14 protein-coding genes and 1 tRNA gene are annotated in these 17,355 nt (G+C 55.4%); 9 read left to right on the top strand and 6 right to left on the bottom strand.

The annotated features are described in order from the left end of the window. Window positions 1-14: 14 nt before the first annotated feature. On the bottom strand, window positions 15-1,028 hold the full coding sequence (locus SBL51_RS22335) for an NAD-dependent epimerase/dehydratase family protein (RefSeq protein ID WP_317933410.1): 1,014 nt from the start codon (window positions 1,026-1,028) through the stop codon (window positions 15-17). A gap of 390 nt (window positions 1,029-1,418) precedes the next feature. Between SBL51_RS22335 and SBL51_RS22330 the strand changes: the two genes are divergently transcribed. Genes SBL51_RS22330 through SBL51_RS22315 form a run of 4 tightly spaced genes read left to right on the top strand, consistent with a single transcriptional unit; the run spans window position 1,419 to window position 5,916 of the window. Then, on the top strand, window positions 1,419-2,426 hold the full coding sequence (locus SBL51_RS22330; RefSeq protein WP_317933409.1) for a lysylphosphatidylglycerol synthase transmembrane domain-containing protein: 1,008 nt from the start codon (window positions 1,419-1,421) through the stop codon (window positions 2,424-2,426). Then, entirely contained in the window at window positions 2,416-3,432 is a 1,017-nt protein-coding gene (locus tag SBL51_RS22325) for a glycosyltransferase family 2 protein (protein WP_317933408.1), read from the top strand. Before SBL51_RS22330 ends, SBL51_RS22325 begins: the two co-directional genes overlap by 11 nt. Next, window positions 3,422-5,053: an ArnT family glycosyltransferase gene (locus SBL51_RS22320; protein WP_317933406.1), complete on the top strand. Its 1,632-nt coding sequence runs from the start codon at window positions 3,422-3,424 to the stop codon at window positions 5,051-5,053. The genes SBL51_RS22325 and SBL51_RS22320 overlap by 11 nt, the downstream gene beginning before the upstream one ends. Continuing rightward, window positions 5,053-5,916: a phosphatase PAP2 family protein gene (locus SBL51_RS22315; protein WP_317933405.1), complete on the top strand. Its 864-nt coding sequence runs from the start codon at window positions 5,053-5,055 to the stop codon at window positions 5,914-5,916. Before SBL51_RS22320 ends, SBL51_RS22315 begins: the two co-directional genes overlap by 1 nt. Here the strand turns inward: SBL51_RS22315 and SBL51_RS22310 are convergent. Further along, window positions 5,913-7,946: a tetratricopeptide repeat protein gene (locus SBL51_RS22310; protein ID WP_317933404.1), complete on the bottom strand. Its 2,034-nt coding sequence runs from the start codon at window positions 7,944-7,946 to the stop codon at window positions 5,913-5,915. The two genes, SBL51_RS22315 and SBL51_RS22310, sit on opposite strands and share 4 nt — an antisense overlap. 180 nt (window positions 7,947-8,126) lie before the next feature. Here SBL51_RS22310 and SBL51_RS22305 point away from each other — a divergent pair, with 180 nt between their 5' ends. After that, window positions 8,127-8,849 (top strand): helix-turn-helix transcriptional regulator, encoded by a 723-nt coding sequence (locus tag SBL51_RS22305; RefSeq protein WP_317933479.1) that lies wholly within the window; start codon window positions 8,127-8,129, stop codon window positions 8,847-8,849. A gap of 821 nt (window positions 8,850-9,670) precedes the next feature. Here the strand turns inward: SBL51_RS22305 and SBL51_RS22300 are convergent. After that, window positions 9,671-9,758, bottom strand: a tRNA-Ser gene (locus SBL51_RS22300). Between the two features lie 632 nt (window positions 9,759-10,390). Here SBL51_RS22300 and SBL51_RS22295 point away from each other — a divergent pair. Continuing rightward, window positions 10,391-11,437 carry a hypothetical protein gene (locus SBL51_RS22295; RefSeq protein ID WP_317933403.1) on the top strand — a complete coding sequence of 349 codons (1,047 nt, stop codon included), beginning with the start codon at window positions 10,391-10,393 and terminating at the stop codon, window positions 11,435-11,437. 228 nt (window positions 11,438-11,665) lie between these two features. After that, window positions 11,666-13,042 carry an adenylate/guanylate cyclase domain-containing protein gene (locus SBL51_RS22290; RefSeq protein ID WP_317933401.1) on the top strand — a complete coding sequence of 459 codons (1,377 nt, stop codon included), beginning with the start codon at window positions 11,666-11,668 and terminating at the stop codon, window positions 13,040-13,042. A gap of 28 nt (window positions 13,043-13,070) precedes the next feature. On the opposite strand, the gene queF is transcribed toward SBL51_RS22290, so the two are convergent. Genes queF through SBL51_RS22275 form a run of 3 tightly spaced genes read right to left on the bottom strand, consistent with a single transcriptional unit; the run spans window position 13,071 to window position 15,629 of the window. Next, window positions 13,071-13,916 carry an NADPH-dependent 7-cyano-7-deazaguanine reductase QueF gene (queF, locus tag SBL51_RS22285; protein ID WP_317933400.1) on the bottom strand — a complete coding sequence of 282 codons (846 nt, stop codon included), beginning with the start codon at window positions 13,914-13,916 and terminating at the stop codon, window positions 13,071-13,073. 1 nt (window position 13,917) lies between these two features. Continuing rightward, window positions 13,918-14,691: an ABC transporter permease gene (locus tag SBL51_RS22280; RefSeq protein ID WP_317933399.1), complete on the bottom strand. Its 774-nt coding sequence runs from the start codon at window positions 14,689-14,691 to the stop codon at window positions 13,918-13,920. Next, a complete protein-coding gene (locus SBL51_RS22275) occupies window positions 14,688-15,629 on the bottom strand; it encodes an ABC transporter ATP-binding protein (protein ID WP_317933478.1) in 942 nt (313 codons plus the stop codon). The genes SBL51_RS22280 and SBL51_RS22275 overlap by 4 nt, the downstream gene beginning before the upstream one ends. A gap of 45 nt (window positions 15,630-15,674) precedes the next feature. Between SBL51_RS22275 and SBL51_RS22270 the strand changes: the two genes are divergently transcribed. Together SBL51_RS22270 and SBL51_RS22265 are read left to right on the top strand one after the other, a co-directional pair. Then, entirely contained in the window at window positions 15,675-15,944 is a 270-nt protein-coding gene (locus SBL51_RS22270) for a hypothetical protein (RefSeq protein WP_317933398.1), read from the top strand. Between the two features lie 92 nt (window positions 15,945-16,036). After that, a complete protein-coding gene (locus SBL51_RS22265; RefSeq protein ID WP_317933396.1) occupies window positions 16,037-16,957 on the top strand; it encodes a LysR family transcriptional regulator in 921 nt (306 codons plus the stop codon). Window positions 16,958-17,355 lie beyond the last annotated feature (398 nt).

Below are 17,355 nucleotides of genomic sequence, written 5' to 3'. Positions count from 1 at the left end.
CATGCCTGTTGAAACTAGAGTTGCCGATACTCCCGGAACCACTCAACAAAGCGCTCCAGGCCCACTTCAATCGGTGTCGCAGGCGTAAAGCCAACCAATGCATGGATACGGTCGATGTTGGCGCAGGTTCGGTAAACATCCCCCGCCTGCATGCCGACATAATTTTTAACGGCAGCACAACCAAGCAGTTGCTCCAACAGTTCGACAAAGTAAGAGAGTTTAACCGGCTTATTATTGCCGATATTAAGTATGCGGTGGGGTGCATTGCCGCCACTGGCCGCGGGGGGTTTTAGCGCAACTTTTACCAGGCCATCGACAATATCATCTATATAGGTAAAGTCGCGATAGAGGTCTCCCTCATTGTAAATATCAATGGGCTTCTTCTGGCGGATGGCCTCGGCAAATTTAAAGTACGCCATATCCGGTCGCCCCATAGGGCCATAGACCGTAAAAAAGCGCAGGCCAGTTGTCGGAATTTGGTAAAGATGGGCATAGCTGTAGGCCAGTGCCTCGTTAGCCTTTTTAGTAGCAGCATACAAACTCACTGGCCGATCAGTCGCCTGCTCCTCAGTGAACATACTTTCGCTACTATTGCCGTAGACTGAACTCGAGGAGGCATACACTAGGTGATCAACAGGGTTGTCTCTGCACGCCTCCAGTATGTTCATAAACCCAACCAGATTGGACTCAGTGTAGGCGTCAGGGTTATCGATTGAATAGCGAACACCCGCCTGGGCCGCTAAATGCACTACCAAATCGAAGTCAAACTCAGGAAACAGTGCTTTGAGGCTAGCACCGTCACTGAGATCCAACCGCCGAAACACGAAATGGCTGTGCTTTTCCAACAACGCCAGGCGGCTTAGCTTCAATTGGCTATCATAATATTCATTAAGGTTATCGATACCCACCACCTTGGCACCGCACCAAAGCAGATACTCGGCCACCCAGTAACCGATAAACCCGGCAACCCCAGTAACGAGTACCGATTTTCCCTTGAAAAATTTTTGTAGTTCGTGCTCAGACATCATGCCAATTATCTGACGATGTGGTTGGAAATAGGCGACCGGCTGGTATCGAAGAACAGCGTTGCTGTAAGAATACCTCATCCACCCTTAAGAAAACTTTAAGGCGAATAGAGAATACTACAGCCTAGTAACACTTTTTTGACAACGACTTTTCGTTACCGAAACAATTCTGTCAAAATAGCATAATAGTATCGCGAGCCAAACAAAGGATGCAGCTGTGAAGGGAGGCAACTTTTGGTCTGGCTCTGTCAAAAATCACGATTAACCCGATATACAATCGCTCGACAGAAGCGCCAGAGGAGTTGAAAGAGCGTCGATGCCCAGTTATGCAACCCTACCCTCTTAACAGCAGTGCTGGGCAAAACCGTTTTCAGTAAAGAATGACCACCAAAAATGCTCAAACAACTCGGCTTCGTTAGCGCTATGCCCGCACACAATTCAACCAAGCAAAGCTGGCCGGGCTTGAACCCATGGAAGTGGTTACTGGGAGCCCTCGTCCTCATCCTTCTACTCCAGGTAGTCGATCACTGGCTCGATTGGGCGACACTGGCAGAGGCGTGGCAGGAGCTGGATAAGCCCAAAGCGATGATCGGCGTGGCGTTGATCATTGCCAGCCATCTGTTGCGTGGCCTGCGCATTCACTGGCTATTGAAAGAGCGGATTAGCAGCCGTTTTCACGTAATGATCAAGCTATCAGCCTGGCACCAATTTACCAATAACCTGCTACCCATGCGCCTCGGCGAGGCGGCCTTCCCTATCTTAATGAAACGCTACTACGGTGTTACAGCGCTGGACTCGGTATCGCAGCTGGTATGGTTGCGCATGCTGGATCTGCTGTTTATGGCGGCGGTGACGACTAGCGTGCTATTGCTTATCAAGCCACTGTTGGGTGTTGCCGCACTGGTTGCAGTCGCTCTGATGCTGGCGCTTGGCGAATGGTTACTGGCCCTGAACCGTCAACACCGGAGTCTGCCGCCGTTGCTGTCGCGTTTTCGCTGGCTGAACACCGCCCTACAAGCACTCCTTCAGCAGGCGCCCCACTCCAACCGGCAACAGCTCCAACTAATCGCCATCACCGCAGCCTCCTGGCTCAGTAAACTGCTGGCGGTCTGTATCGCGATATCACTCTTTTCGTCACTGCCACTGATCCCCTCCCTTGCCGGCGCCATCGCCAGTGAACTGGCCGGCATACTGCCCATCCACGGCATTGCGGGTTCGGGCTCCTTCGAGGCGGCGTTTTATTCGGGTATCAGTTTGGTTGAGGGCTTCAGTGCAGACTGGCTGGCCGTGGCCATCAACGTTCATATCTTTCTTTTCGCAAGCACTACTCTGATGGCGCTCTTCTGCTCGCTTATCCCGGTAGTAACGGCTAAACAACCTGTAGGTGAACATGACTTGTAACAGTGATCCGACGATCGCAGCCTCCCTTCTGGCAGGGCACAGCCTCTCAGTCGTAATCCCCTTTTATAACGAGCAGGGCAACTGCCTGGCCCTACTGGAAGAGTTGCAACAGGCGCTAACAAACCTACCCTGCCCCTGGGAGGTGATCTGCGTCAACGATGGCAGCCGCGACGGTACCCAAGCAGAGTTGAACCAGGCTCGCCAGCAATTGGGCGGCCATGTGGTACTGATTCAGTTTTCCCGCAACTTCGGCCAGAGCGCGGCCATGCAGGCGGGAATCGACAACGCCCGTGGCGATATCATCGTCACCCTGGATGGAGACCGACAAAACGACCCTGCGGATATTCCCGCTATAATTACAGAGCTCATCGGCAAAGATCTGGATATGGTCGCCGGCTGGCGCAAGAACCGCCAAGACAGTGAACTTGATCGCAAGCTCCCATCGCGCATCGCCAATCTGCTAATTCGTAAGGTCACCGGTATCGACATCAAGGACAACGGCTGCAGCCTGAAGGCTTTTCGGGCGAGTGTGATCAAGCAGATCACCCTGATGGGAGAGATGCACCGCTTTATTCCCGCCTGGGTCTCCGGCGTTACCGATCCCTCCCGCATCGGCGAGCTGGCCGTCAACCACCGTGCCCGCACCACCGGCCAATCCAAGTACGGCTTGTCGCGCACCTACCGGGTGATTTTGGACTTGATCGTGGTGCGCTTTTTTATGCGTTTTGCCCGTCGTCCCGGCCACTTCTTCGGCGGTATTGGCATGCTCTCGGGCAGTATCGGTGCACTGATGCTCTTCTACCTGCTGGCCCTGAAGCTTTTCACCGGCGCCGATATCGGCGGTAGACCGTTACTGTTCACCGGCATTTTGTTGGTAATTACCAGTATTCAGTTGATTACCACCGGCATTCTGAGCGAGCTGCAGGCACGCAACAAACCCGTGCACTACCCCACCCGCTCGGCAACGGCCAATGGCGACCGAACCTGGAGCCAGCATGAGCAGTAAGGTAACTGCTCATCTCGACCATAGCCCCTACGCCTGGCTGCTGGCCCCCAGCACGCTAGTGGTAGTGGCATTAATCAGCCTGGTGGGGCTGGCCTTTTGGAGCCCTCTGTTTGATCTCGATGAGGGGGCTTTTTCCGAGGCAACCCGGGAGATGCTCGCCTCCGGTAACTGGGTCTCCACCTACTTGAATGGTGTGCCCCGCTACGACAAGCCAATCCTCATCTATTGGTTTCAAGCCGTCAGTGCGACTCTGTTTGGCATCAACAGCTTTGCCTTCCGGCTGCCCTCTCTGCTGGCTGCCGGCCTCTGGCTATTGGTGATCTACCGCTTTGTGAAGGAGTTTTTCAACACCCGGGCGGCGGCACTAACGGTGTGGATAATGGTCACCACCACCCTGGTGAGTGTGATGGCCAAAGCGGCCACGGCCGATGCTCTACTGAACCTGTTATTAACCACCACCTTTTTTCAGATCTATCGCTTTTGGTCGCAAACCTGCGCCGCACAGGAGGGTGGCCAAGCGCTGAATAGCTGGCCGGCATTGGCCATCATTGGTGGCTTGATGGGCCTTGGCTTCCTCACTAAAGGGCCAGTGGCCGTGGTGTTGCCCCTGGCGACCGCGTTAGCCGCCATGACTTGGCGCAGGGATATTAAAATATGGTTACTGGCCTGCCTGCACCCGGCCAGCTGGCTCACCTTCCTGGTGGTGATTATCCCCTGGCACATCGCGGTCTACCTCGATCAGGGCTGGGACTTCTTCCGGGGCTTCTACCTGGGTCACAACCTGGAGCGATTCAGTAGCACCATGGAGAGCCATGGTGGCAACCCAGCCTACTACCTGCTGCTATTGCCGTTTTTACTGCTGCCCTACACCCGCCAGGCGGTGAAGCTGTTACCGCAGCTGCGCACGCTGAGCTGGCGTGCGCCCGAGCCAATTACCCTCTATTTTGGCTTTTGGTTTTTAATCACCTTTACCATTTTCTCCTTTTCACAAACCCAGCTGCCCCACTACCTGCTGTACGGGCTGGTACCGGTGTTTATCGCCATGGCCGTGCAGTGGAGCAAGAGTGCGGAGTCTGTTAACCGCTGGGATTTGGTCATTGCCTTTATCAGTGCCGTCCTAATCTGTGCCCTGCCGCTGGCGCTAAAGCCGCTTGCCGACAAAGCCGAGGGCTACGACTCCGCCACTGCCGCGCTTGGCTGGGCTGCTTTCGCCAGCCACTACTGGCTGGTAGCGCTAGCCCTGTTGTTGGCTGCGGTTATCGTCCTCAGCCGCAATGCGCACTCATCTGCCCGCCTGCTTATTCTGGCGGGACTGGTAGTGGCGGCCAGCAACTTTGTACTCATGCCCACCATCGTTGCCGGCCAACAGCAGCCAGTGTATGAGCTGGCCAGCATCGCCCGTACCCTGGCGCCGGAGCAGCGCCTGGTGGCCTACAAAGTCAATATGCCGAGCTTCAGTGTCTACAGCCGACGGGTGGTACCCAGAGACGACCCGCAACCGGGGGATACCATCTTCCTGCGCATTGATAAATTGGCGGGATTGCAGCAGGCGTTTCCACAAGCACAACTGCAATTGATTGCTCAGTCCGGCGGTATCGCCCTCTATCGATGGGAATATTAATGTCCAACACCACACACCAGCTCTCTACAGTAGACAGCTACTTTCTAGCCCGAACTGCAGTATGGCGCCAGACCAGTCGCGATGATCCCTGGTTGCTCTGGCTGGCCCTGCTGTTCGCCAGTGTCGGCACCGCCATTGTTACCACAACCAATCAACACACGCTGTTCCTGGCAGGGAATCATTGGGCTCACCAACTACTGCCCGATGCGGCATGGGCAAACATCACCCTGTTCGGCGATGCCATGGTGGCCTTTACCTTGGGACTACTATTCTGCTTCCGCTTTCCCAATTTGGCCTTGGCTGTGTTGGTCGCCGGCCTCTTCGGTGGCCTGGTACTGCAAATCGCCAAGCATTTGCTGGAAATACCGCGACCGCCCAATGTCTTGGACCGCGAACTGTTCCATATTATTGGGCCGGCCTTCCGCAGAAACAGCATGCCCTCTGGCCATACCACCACAATCTTTATGTTGGCGGCACTGCTGTGGCGCTGTGTTCCAGCCACCTGGGTGCGCCTGCTGCTCATTGCCCTGGCCGCGCTGGTTGCCTTCTCGCGCGTTGCCGTCGGTGTACACTGGCCTGCAGATCTCTGCTTTGGCGCGGCGATGGGCCTCTCTGCGGCCTGGCTTGGCCTTAAAGTCACCGACCGTGTCGCTCTTAACAAGCTAACCTACTGGGTCGTTTGTGCCATTCAATTTGCCGTCGCCGTCAATTTATTTAACTTTACCGGTGGCTTCGAACAGACCGCATTGACTGCGAAAACCTTATCGTTGATGGCGATTCTCTATTGGCTGCTCAGTTGGGGGCTGTTTCTATTAGCACCGCGCTGGGTAACCAGAGTCGAAAGCGCTAAAGGGAATACTTAACCCACCCCACCGGCTTTATCCAGCAAAGGGTTATGGGCGTATACTTCACACCAACTCTGCAACTGCTCCCAAACTTCATGCGCCGGCTCTGTTTCGCCGGCCATAAACAGATACGCGGCCAGGCGTAGCAGGGCACTCGCCTCCACCGAGTTATCCAACGCCTGCCAGAGCTCCAGAGCGCTGTATGGGATTACCTGTTTGGAGAATTGAGCCGGCGCCAGCTGGTGCAAGCGCGCGTAATAGTAGGCGAGATATATCTTGTCGATTAACCCGGCCTCCACCTTGAGCGTCGCTCGTTCCAGAACCAGCGCCGCCTGTTTATAGGCATTAACGGCCAACTCCGTTTCACCGGCGAACAGGTAGCTGTCTCCCAGCGCCCCCCAGTTGTCGTGGGTTCCCAAGCTGGCCCCTTGATCGAAGCTCTCCACACTCGCCTTCAAATACCTGGCAGACTTTTTATAGTCACCCAGATAAAAGTAGAGATTGCCGAGGCGTGAATGCGCCAAGTAAGAGCTCGGTTCAATGGCAAGCACCGTTTCGTAGTAATGTTTGGCCTGCTCCAGGTGGTTGCGGCACAGGTACAGAGTGCCGAGGTTGGTTAATGCCAACTCATTGGGTGACAGCTCCACCGCCACCGACATGGCGCTCATCGAGAGATCGACATTGCCAAACAGATAGGCAAACAGACCCAGGTAGTTAAAGGCCTGCCACCAGTCCGGGGCCAAATCCGCCGCCTGCTGTAGCTTGGCGATGGCACTTTCAGCGTATTGGCTGCCGTCGCCCCGGCGAAATCGCTCAAATTCACTGCGCGCCAGATAAGTAAGCGCCATCGGATCCTTGGGCCAGGCGGAACGCAGCCCTTCCAAGGTGGCTACCGCATCAGCGTAACTCCCCTGCAGGCGCTGTAACTCTCCGTTGGCGACCTGCACCCAAAAACCATTGGCATCCATTTGGCTCGCGGAGGCACAGGCCTTATCGGCGCTAGCCAACAACTGCTTTTCATTGCCGTAAATAACACCGTTCACATAGGCAAGGCAGAGTCCAGCCTGAGCCGGCGCATAACCAGGCGCCTCCGCCAAAACCGATTTGAAGTGGTCCTCGGCTCGTTTGAGGTTGATCTCGCTGGCCCGCTTGTCCAATAACACAATGCCGCTTAAGAGATGCTCCTGGGCTCGGAGGGAGAGTAGCCGGGGGAAGCTCTGGCCACGCAGCGCAACCAACAAATTACCGGCAATCTGCTCGGCCGACTTAGCGCTATTCAGGCGCGCCTGATAAACGGAGAGAACATTTGCACCGACAGCCTGCTCCTGGCTCTCAACAAAAAAGAGGGTCTGCACTAACCAAAAGTGGCCCAATCGGCGACCAGAGAGCGTCACCACCGCATCGGTCTGGTAGCGGCTGGCAATATTGAATGATGTGAGGGGGGCACTGACCATGGCCGGGGTGACCACACTGGTGGTGTACTCTGTTGAGAGGATTCCCGCCAGGGCCTGGGCGATACCGAGCAGTTCTGGCTCTGGCACGAACAACACCAGGCTCTTAATGGTTGACCCTCTGGCAATTGAGAGGGTATCCCCGGCCTGCGGTTGTGGCATATAAAGCCAATAGACCAACGAGCCGGCCAGCAGGCTCATTAAAAAAATCAGAGAGAAGACTGTAAGTTGCAGATTGTGGCGGTTTCGTGTGGCCTCAAGCACTGGCTCTCGACCTGTACGCGGCAGCTCCTCTGGTTGCGTTGCGGATCGGCCAATCTCCGCGGGCACCTCAGCCGCTGGCAATTGATCGGCGGTCAGGTAAAGCGTATGTGACTCCACCCCCAGCGCTCGGGCAACCCGCTCCAGAGATTGGATATCAACAGCTTTTTCACGAAAGATGCGGTTAACCAAATCCTTCGGAACCGAGCTACTACCTTCCAGATCGGCAATTTTGGTGGCGAGAGCGGTTTGAGTTTTAAAGCCGGCGTCAGCCAGTGCCTTATCCAGCTTTCTACGAGACGCCCGTATCCCGCGTTGACGCGATCCCTCGACCATTAGGACAACACTCCCTGTTGTGTAGAAAACAGACAAAAAAATCAGCCAGTTATGGCTATTTTTGTGCAATTTTGTCTATTATAACGCTTAAGTCTCGATAACTCTCTACTTATGTCGTTTTCAATACTACGTAATCACCTTAATTTTCCCTAGAGGATAAGATTGCAGGAAATAGCAGTGATGACCGTAGATCAGTTTATTTTGGACAGCCAGACGATCAGCTCCCAAGGGGAACTCTTTAATCGGTTGATGATGGAGCTGGAGGCTCTGGGCTATGATCAAGCCAGTTTCAATCTTTTAACCAACCACGCCGCCCTCGGTAGGCCGGCAATGCGCGCCTGTATTACCAACATCGCCAACCCCTGGTTATCCGACTATGTTCGGGGAGAGTTCGATCATATCGACCCGTTCCACCAACACTGTTTCTATGGTCAAGGGGTACTGACCCTGAACGATTTGAAACGGGCAGAACACCTCACCGCTAATCAGGCCAAGTTTTTGAAACAGACGGAAGTGGCGGGTCTCTACGACCGGATGACCATCGCCCTGCGCGGCGGCAGTGGCACAGTCGCCAGTTTGGATCTCTTCAGCAGCAGCAAGCTGGAACCGATTGCCACGGCCGTAGCGCAGACGATCAATCTGCTGGCGCAGCATTTCTACACCCGCATCTGGCGGCTTTATAGCCGCGTGCTCAATTGGCAAAACCTGGCTCTAACCGACAAAGAGCGTCTGGTATTGGAGTGGTCCGCCCAGGGCCTAACCAAAGCTGAAATCGGGGTACAGATGAATATCTCCTCTCACACCGTCGACTATCACTCCAGAAAGCTGGCAAAGAAACTGGGAGCGCGCAATATAACCGCTGCGGCGGTATCAGCATTGAAGCGAGGGCTTATTCACGTTTGAGCTGTTTAGACTGGGCCAAGGAGGGCCCGGCCGGAACCAGACACCAGGGAGGGTTGCTTGGGATACTGCCCAAAAGACGGAATCACCCCGGTGGCAATCTGACTTATGTTCAGCTCAATGCCAAAACGAAAAAGCCCGGCGCTAATGCCGGGCTTTTTTATAGTGGCGGTGAGGGAGGGGTAAACAGCGGTCGCCCTGCGAGCCAAAGCACTGCTTTGGCAGCTGTTTACGCCGGGCCAAGGAGGGCCCGGCCGGAACCAGACACCAGGGAGGGCTGCTTGGGATACTGCCCAAAAGACGGAATCACCCACGGCAATCTGACTTATGTTCAGCTCGATGCCAAAACGAAAAAGCCCGGCGCTAAGCCGGGCTTTTTTATAGTGGCGGTGAGGGAGGGGTAAACAGCGGTCGCCCTGCGAGCCAAAGCACTGCTTTGGCAGCTGTTTACGCCGGGCCAAGGAGGGCCCGGCCGGAACCAGGCACCAGGGAGGGTTGCTTGGGATACCGCCCAAAAGACGGAATCACCCCGGTGGCAATCTGACTTATGTTCAGCTCGATGCCAAAACGAAAAAGCCCGGCGCTAAGCCGGGCTTTTTTATAGTGGCGGTGAGGGAGGAGTAAACAGCGGTCGCCCTGCGAGCCAAAGCACTGCTTTGGCAGCTGTTTACGCCGGGCCAAGGAGGGCCCGGCCGGAACCAGGCACCAGGGAAGGTTGCTTGGGATACCGCCCAAAAGACGGGATCACCCCGGTGGCAATCTGACTTATGTTCAGCTCGATGCCAAAACGAAAAAGCCCGGCGCTAAGCCGGGCTTTTTTATAGTGGCGGTGAGGGAGGGAGTCGAACCCTCGATGCCTTTCGACATACACACTTTCCAGGCGTGCTCCTTCGGCCACTCGGACACCTCACCAAAATCTGCTTCTGCGCAAGTAACTTCCCTGTCGCTCACCCAGCTCGGCGTCCTGCCTCGCGCTTTACGGCGGAAAGCTGTGCTTTCCCAATTCCCGTAAAGCCCACTCGGACACCTCACCAAAATCTGCTTCTGCGCAAGTAACTTCCCTGTCGCTCACCCAGCTCGGCGTCCTGCCTCGCGCTTTACGGCGGAAAGCTGTGCTTCCCTAATTCCCGTAAAGCCCACTCGGACACCTCACCAAAATCTGTCTGCTCGGGGCAATCTGCTACAGGCCACCTCAGCGAGGGCGCAACTATACGCAAAGAGGACCTTGGAATCAACGTTTGTCGGCAGAAGGGATGGGATAATCCTAAGACTCGGATATCCAAGCAAAAAATCCTCTTATGTCGCATTCTGTTGCTAATATGTATCAGTACTGGCTCGGTTTTTGGGTCTCAGGGATATCCGGCAAGCCGGGCCACGTCACAAGGCCCAGGGTCGAATGCAAATCAACATTTCACGATCCCCGCCGATAGCGTTGAGAGAAGTTCAATTAACCAAAACCGCGAGCAGCTAAGCGGTAACAACATAATCAAAACAGTACTGCGGCACGAGATCGGCTGATAGCGTGCAGGAACGAATGTAACCGAATGCAGATATCACAATGGTTAATTGCAGGAGCGGTAGAACTCTACATTTTACTGCTGCTGCTTTGTCTATTCCTGGTGTTTAACATCCGGAGTCTGCGTAACCTTGTGCGCAAACTGCGGGCGAAGATCAAATCCCTGGTAGAGGAGCTCAACCAGGCACGCCAGGACAACACCCAACTGGTGGCCGAAAATGCCGCCGCCGCATGCGCACCGCAGGCCAAATATCGCGAGCAGTTACAGCAGCAACTAGACCTCACCCAGGCCTTTCACGAAGAGCTGCCCGGCAGCGCCAACATCGAGACCTACCTCGATTCCAAACACCCCATTCAACGCCAGAGTCTTGCCCTTCGCCATGCTCTGCTTTCAGTCGAGCTGGAAGCGCAAGATGATGACGAAAGCATCTACCCCAACTGGGCCACACTGCAAGGCAAGTTGGGTGGCTTGATCAACTACTATAAAGAGATGTTCTCCCGGCTCGCCAAGCGCGATGCCTCACAAGCCCTCGCCCCCAATATCGAACAGTGTTTGGAAGAGCTCATAGTCGAGGCCGCCGGCGGCCGCCGACCAGATAACATGGAGGTGATGCTGGAGCGCTTCCGCAATTTTTCTGGAAAGCGAGACGACGGCACACGTGTCTCCGAGGCTGCCGAATTCGACAAAGCCCAGGACTTAGCCAACCTGCGCACTCTGGCGGCAAAGCAGCAGCGCACCATTAAAGAGTTGCAGACACGCCTGTTATCCATTGGCAGTCCGGAGGAGATGCAGGAGATGGTGACCGAACTATCCTCGCAACTGCAGCGACAGGGGCAGTATCTGAAAGAGTCGGAGAGCTGTATCCGGTTACTGGAAGAAGAACTGGAGTTAGCCAACTCTAAAATAGAACAGCTCAAACACCAGCGACGTGCCGCGGCCCTGGAGCCAGGCAGTTTAACCAAATCAGAACGGCAACAGCTGGTCAACCAAAATGAGCAACTGCGCAAACTGGTCCGCCAGCAGGAAGCAGAAATTGAGCAACTGCTGGCCCAGTTACACCTGGGCGAAAATTAGCGGTTGTCACAGCCGGTGAGCCACTGTGAAAAAGCGTGGGAAATAGACATATTTGTGGCGAACGGGGTATAGTTACCCGCCTGATTTGACCCGGAACCCAAGGTACTCCAGCCCTGCTGTTTATGCCGGCTTGAACCACTGTTCTCAGATCAGTCCAGCGTTTCGCCCACCGTCCATTGAGCGCAGATTAATCGAGCCCCAATAGTTATTTCGGAATCTCCCCACCCTATGGATAAACCTGCAAAATCGGACTACTGGGCCCTCCCCCAACGCCAGTTTTATTTTCGAACGCTGATTATCTTTTCTGTTGTCGGCACGCTGATCTCCTATCGCTCCTGGCCGGAGTTCGATCTGTTATCGGTGTCGCTCTCGGTCATCATGCTTATCTATCTGGCCCTCTCCGGCCTCTTTGCCAAACGGCTGCTGGCCGGCAAAGAGCTCCTGCTGGAGCGCGGACTGGGTTGGACCGACTCCACCCTAATCGGCGCCAGTTTGTGTCTGGTCGATTTTCAGATTCTACCCACGGTGCTGTTTGCCACTATTATTCAGTTCAATGCCGCCATGCACGGCGGTAGCCGGAAGTGGCTGGAAGATAACCTGGCATTTATCTTCGGTGCTGGACTGGGGGCCTTCGTCTATACCCCGGTGTGGGTACTAACCAGCAGCGTGAATGTCTCCGCCACCAGCCTGATTGGCGTGTGCGTTTATATTGTGCTGAGCGGCCTCTATATGAATATGCGCAACCGCTCGCTCAGCCAACAGGTGGAGCTGCAAAAAGAGCAGTTGGAACGCAGTAAAACCCGCGCCTTTCGCCTCTCCCGCTACCTTTCTCCCACCGTCTGGCAAGCCGTCAGCTCCGAAAACGACAAGATGCTACAAACTGATCGTAAGCGATTGACGATCTTTTTCTCCGATATCCAGGGCTTTACCGCCCTCTCTGAAGAGCTGGAAGCGGAAACGCTGGCGGCGCTGCTCAACACTTACCTGACGGAGATGACCAAAATCATCGCTCACTATGGCGGCACCGTGGATAAGTTTATGGGTGACGGCATCATGGTGATCTTTGGCGATAACGAAACCCGGGGTGCCAAAGCAGACTGCCTGCGTTGCGTCACCATGGCGCTGGCCATGCGCAAGCGCATGAAGGTGCTACAGAACCATTGGCTGGCCCAGGGTATCAAGCGCAAGCTGGAGATCCGCATGGGTATCAACACCGGCTTCTGTACCGTCGGTACCTTCGGCGCCAAGGCCTACTACCAGGACTACACCGTGCTCGGCACCCACGTTAACCTCGCCAGCCGCCTGGAATCGGCCGCCTCACCCGGTGAGATTCTGCTCTCCCACGAATCCTGGGCGCTGGTGAAAGACACCATCCTCTGCACCAACAAAGGTATGGTCAAAGCCAAGGGTTTCAGCTACCCCATTGAGGTTTATCAGGTAATCGATCTGCGCAAAAACCTGGGCGGAGAGCAGAGCTATCTGGAGACCAGCCTGGAGGGCTTCTCCATGCAGCTCGACCTCGACAAGGTCCGCAACTACGATCGCGATCGGGTGATGGACGATCTGGAAAAGGCGCTCGAATCCCTGCGCGACCGCATGTACTAAACGGGTTTCGGCACGACTACCGGTGCGCCTATTGGCGCACTAGACGGAGCGGGGCTGGGCGGGTGTTGTCACTGCTGCGATAGGGGTTGATATCCAGGCCCCCGCGGCGGGTATAGCGGGCATAAACTGAGAGTTCAGTAGGCCGCAGGCGATCGCGAATCTCCAGAAAGAAGCGCTCCACACACTGCTCGTGAAAATCCTGATGCTCTCGGAAAGAGACGATAAACGCCAGCAGCGACTCCCGATCAATAGCCGGCCCAGTGTAACTGAGCCACAGGCTGGCCCAATCCGGCTGGCCGGTGACCGGGCAGTTGGTCTTCAACAGGTGGCTCACCAGCGACTCACTCACCACCTCGGCCCGCGCCGAATCGAGCCGCAAAAGTGCCGGCTCAGGATGATAGTGCTCGATAGTGACCGGTAGCTCATCCAGGCAGAAGGCCCCCTCAAAGCGCCCCTTTTGGTAATACTCCTCGGCCTCCGTTAAGGTCATCAGCCGCACAGCAACCGGCGCGCCTGTCGCTTGCGTCAGGTCTTTTTCCATCGTGGCCGCCACCGAGGACCAATCAGCGAACTGGGTCTGGTTAAAGGAGTTGCAATAGAGCTTGAGCGATTTCGACTCCACAATGTTGGCGGAGTCGATGGGCACAGCCAGTTCCGCCACCGCCACCTGCGGCAGCCCCTGGCTATTGAGCCAGGAGAGCTCCCAGGCGGTCCACAGGTCGACCCCATAAAAAGGCAATGGCTCACCAATCCCCAGCGACTGCCGGGCTGTCGCCCGGGGGATGGGATAGAGCAGCCTGGCGTCGTAGAGAGAGGCGTACTCGGTCTCTTTGCCCAAGCCGCTGCCCGCCGGAGTGTGATGATCAACAGCCATATCAGCCCCGCAACCGAGTGCCACTGTTCAGCAGGTAGAGGGCATAGCTGAACAACAGCACGATAAACACCCCAATGCCCGCAAAGGCCAAACCAATATTGATATCCGAGATGCCCAAAAAGCCGTAGCGAAAGGCGTTCACCATATAGAGCACCGGGTTGAGCATCGACACCTTCTGCCAAAACCCGGGCAAAAGGCTAATCGAGTAGAAGACACCACCCAGATAGGTTAATGGTGTTAACACAAAGGTCGGCACAATACTGATGTCATCAAACGAATTGGCAAATACCGCGTTAATAAAGCCCGCCGTGGAAAACAGCACTGAGGTTAAAAAGACAATGGCGAAAGTGACGAAATAGCTGTGAATATGCAGATCGGTAAAAAACATCGATACCAGCGAGACAATCAGCCCAATCATTAAGCCGCGCACCACACCACCCAGAATGTAGCCCAGCAAAATCAGGATATTGGGCGTCGGAGAGACCAGCAACTCTTCGACAAAACTCTGAAATTTGGCGCTGTAGAAAGAGCTGACCACATTGGCGTAGGAGTTGGTGATAACTGCCATCATAATCAGCCCGGGCACCACAAACGACATGTAATCAAAGCCATCCATCTGGCCGATGCGGGAACCGATTAAAGCACCGAAAATAACAAAGTAGAGACTCATGGTGATCACCGGCGGCAACAGGGTCTGCACCCAGATACGCATAAAGCGCCGCACCTCTTTGCGCAGTATCGTCCAGAAGGCGATTAACTGTTCTTGCCAGCTCATGCGGCACCTCCCTGCTGACGCGCTTTGTTGTCATTCACCAGGTGGACAAACAACTCCTCAAGCCGATTCGCTTTATTGCGCATACTCAACACTTCAATCTGTTGCTCAGAGAGACAGGCAAACACCTCATTCAGCGACTGCCCCTTTTCGATATCGATTTCAAAACTGTGGTTGTCGATACGCTTGGCGGTAAAGCCATTCAACTGTATGGACTCCGCCAGACCGGTACGCGTATCAAACACAAAGGTCTCCCGGTTGAGCTGCTTCAACAGCGCCTTAATGCTGGTGTTCTCCACCAGGTGGCCATGGTCAATAATCGCCACGTTACGGCACAGGCTTTCGGCCTCTTCCAGGTAGTGGGTGGTGAGAATAATAGTGGTGCCGCGGGCGTTGATCTCCTGCAAAAAGGACCACATGGTGCGCCGCAGCTCAATATCGACCCCCGCCGTCGGCTCATCCAGAATCAGCAGCTTGGGCTCGTGCACCAGAGCCCGCGCAATCATCAGACGCCGCTTCATACCACCGGAGAGCAAGCGCGCCTGGTTGAAGCGCTTGTCCCACAAGCCTAACTGCACCAGGTACTTTTCAGCCGACTTCTTGGCTTCGTGGCGCGGTATGCCGTAGTAACCCGCCTGGTTGACGACTATGTCAAACACCCGCTCAAACTGGCTAAAATTGAACTCCTGCGGTACCACCCCCAGCATCTTCTTGGCCAGGGCTGGCTGCTGATCAATATCGTGGCCAAAAACACTGACTGACCCCGCCGTCTTTTTTACCAGCGAGCAGATAATGCCAATAGTGGTCGATTTACCGGCGCCGTTAGGACCCAACAGGGCAAAGAAGTCGCCCTGGGCCACCTCCAGGGTAATACCCTTGAGTGCGGTAAAGCCATTGGCGTAGGTTTTGTGCAGGTCAGACAGTTTTAGAGCAGAGGCCATAACATTGATAAGAGGTTGTGAAGTCATAGATGAACCGCACGCCCGATGGCCACACAAACCAAAAAAGTACCACTGAAGCGGCAGACGATTAGTTTAGGTGGCTGGGATCTATCTTCGGATGGAATCACCGCAAGCAGGCTCAAGCCCGAACAGCAGGACAGACGTGCAATGAACGCCATGATAACAAATATGCCGCGCGCTATGGGTAAATTTACTGGAAACGATCGCTCAAAATATTTCAACCAATTAGGTGATCTGCTTCACAGTGCCGGCGACAAGTGGTCACAGAATGGCGATCATCTCCCAAAGTCATGAGATGCGCCTGCTTTCCGGCCAGGAATTGCACTAAGCTCGGCCCCTACCCGATTTCGTATGAATTGCAGTAATAGAGGAACACGCTGAGCGCCATGGCATTGGACTCCTTCGATGTAAAACAGATGAAGCTGCTATTGGCCCTGCTCGAGGAAGGCAACCTTACCCGCGTTGCCAATAAGCTCGATGTCAGCCAGCAAGCTGTTAGCGAACAGCTAAAGAAACTGCGTATCACCTTTAACGACAAACTCTTTGTGCGCGCCAAAAATGGCGTTTTACCCACCCCTTTCGCCGAACAGTTGGGCTTGGTTCTACGGGAAGTGCTCGGCCAACTGGAACATGTGGGAACTCCCCAGGCCTTTGATCCAGCCACCGCCAGCAATAGTTTCACCATTGCCGCCAGTGATTACGCACAACAGGTGCTGCTGGTGGACCTGGTGAAAATTCTAAAGAGCGAAGCGCCGCACCTGCGCCTGACGATCAAATCCCTGGCGACCAACGATCTCGAAAGAGCCCTGGCTCAAGGTCAATTTGACCTCTGCCTGTGTGATGCAGCCCTTGCCCCAACCGGCCTAGCATCCGTAAGCCTTTTGCACGAGCAATACGTGTGTGTCACCAGCAAACGCAACCCCGCTACCCGCCCAGGCACCGACAACTCCCCCCTGTTAAATCGCCCGCCGGTGATCGTGAGCGAGCCCCAGGATCGCTTTGCCCGGGTCTGCGAGCAGTGGTTCCAGGGCATTAACAACGGCCATCAACCGCCACTGCTGGTGCCATCGGTCAGCCTAGCCCCAGCCTACATCGCTGCCAACGACGGCGTCGCCCTGCTCCCCTCGCGCCTACTACCTGATGATCGACTCCAGAAACTTCCCGCCGACAACCTGCCCGACGGATTCGAACTGGTCGCCGTATGGCACGACCGGGCATCACATGCCCCACTTCATCAGTGGCTGTTAGCTCATCTGCAGGGCATAGCCGCCCACAAAACACACCAACCTCTGTCCGCCTCAGCCTAGTTTCCTGGCCGCCAACCCGGCAGTACTCCACCCGGCCGCTAGTGTGGTTGGGTGAACCCTCAAAGTTCCTGAGCCGAAACCAAAATCACGAAGCGGACATTGTCTGGCGACAACTGGGCAGAGGCACTTTAGCACGGCGCAGCCGCCCGCAGGGTGAGCGCCAGGGAGGGCGCGAATGCAACGAGACGGTCGACGTTTTCCGCTGTCCGAGCTGGCAAGACCGCCAAACAGCGCGCCGAAAGTTCAAAAAGTGGAGTTTTACAATAAGAAGTTGGAGCGGGACTGACGGGCAGGAAGCCCGTAAGCACGGCACAGCCGCCTGCAGGGTGAGCGCCAGGGAGGGCGCGAATGCAACGAGACGGTCGACGTTTTCCGCTGTCCGAGCTGGCAAGACCGCC

It is taken from the genome of Halioxenophilus sp. WMMB6, assembly GCF_033283405.1.
Lineage (GTDB): Bacteria > Pseudomonadota > Gammaproteobacteria > Pseudomonadales > Cellvibrionaceae > Halioxenophilus.
The sequence above is the reverse complement of the archived record's forward strand: the minus strand, read 5'-3'. Positions and strand labels throughout refer to the sequence as shown.

Bases quoted from the DNA above. Each gene is read 5' to 3' on its own strand.
- SBL51_RS22335 (WP_317933410.1), bottom strand. From the start codon at position 1,028: ATGATGTCTGAGCACGAACTACAAAAATTTTTCAAGGGAAAATCGGTA.
- SBL51_RS22275 (WP_317933478.1), bottom strand. From the start codon at position 15,629: ATGGCCTCTGCTCTAAAACTGTCTGACCTGCACAAAACCTACGCCAAT.
- SBL51_RS22295 (WP_317933403.1), top strand. From the start codon at position 10,391: ATGCAGATATCACAATGGTTAATTGCAGGAGCGGTAGAACTCTACATT.
- SBL51_RS22325 (WP_317933408.1), top strand. From the start codon at position 2,416: ATGACTTGTAACAGTGATCCGACGATCGCAGCCTCCCTTCTGGCAGGG.
- queF (WP_317933400.1), bottom strand. From the start codon at position 13,916: ATGGCTGTTGATCATCACACTCCGGCGGGCAGCGGCTTGGGCAAAGAG.
- SBL51_RS22280 (WP_317933399.1), bottom strand. From the start codon at position 14,691: ATGAGCTGGCAAGAACAGTTAATCGCCTTCTGGACGATACTGCGCAAA.
- SBL51_RS22330 (WP_317933409.1), top strand. From the start codon at position 1,419: ATGCTCAAACAACTCGGCTTCGTTAGCGCTATGCCCGCACACAATTCA.
- SBL51_RS22290 (WP_317933401.1), top strand. From the start codon at position 11,666: ATGGATAAACCTGCAAAATCGGACTACTGGGCCCTCCCCCAACGCCAG.
- SBL51_RS22265 (WP_317933396.1), top strand. From the start codon at position 16,037: ATGGCATTGGACTCCTTCGATGTAAAACAGATGAAGCTGCTATTGGCC.
- SBL51_RS22305 (WP_317933479.1), top strand. From the start codon at position 8,127: ATGACCGTAGATCAGTTTATTTTGGACAGCCAGACGATCAGCTCCCAA.
- SBL51_RS22315 (WP_317933405.1), top strand. From the start codon at position 5,053: ATGTCCAACACCACACACCAGCTCTCTACAGTAGACAGCTACTTTCTA.
- SBL51_RS22320 (WP_317933406.1), top strand. From the start codon at position 3,422: ATGAGCAGTAAGGTAACTGCTCATCTCGACCATAGCCCCTACGCCTGG.
- SBL51_RS22310 (WP_317933404.1), bottom strand. From the start codon at position 7,946: ATGGTCGAGGGATCGCGTCAACGCGGGATACGGGCGTCTCGTAGAAAG.
- SBL51_RS22270 (WP_317933398.1), top strand. From the start codon at position 15,675: ATGGCCACACAAACCAAAAAAGTACCACTGAAGCGGCAGACGATTAGT.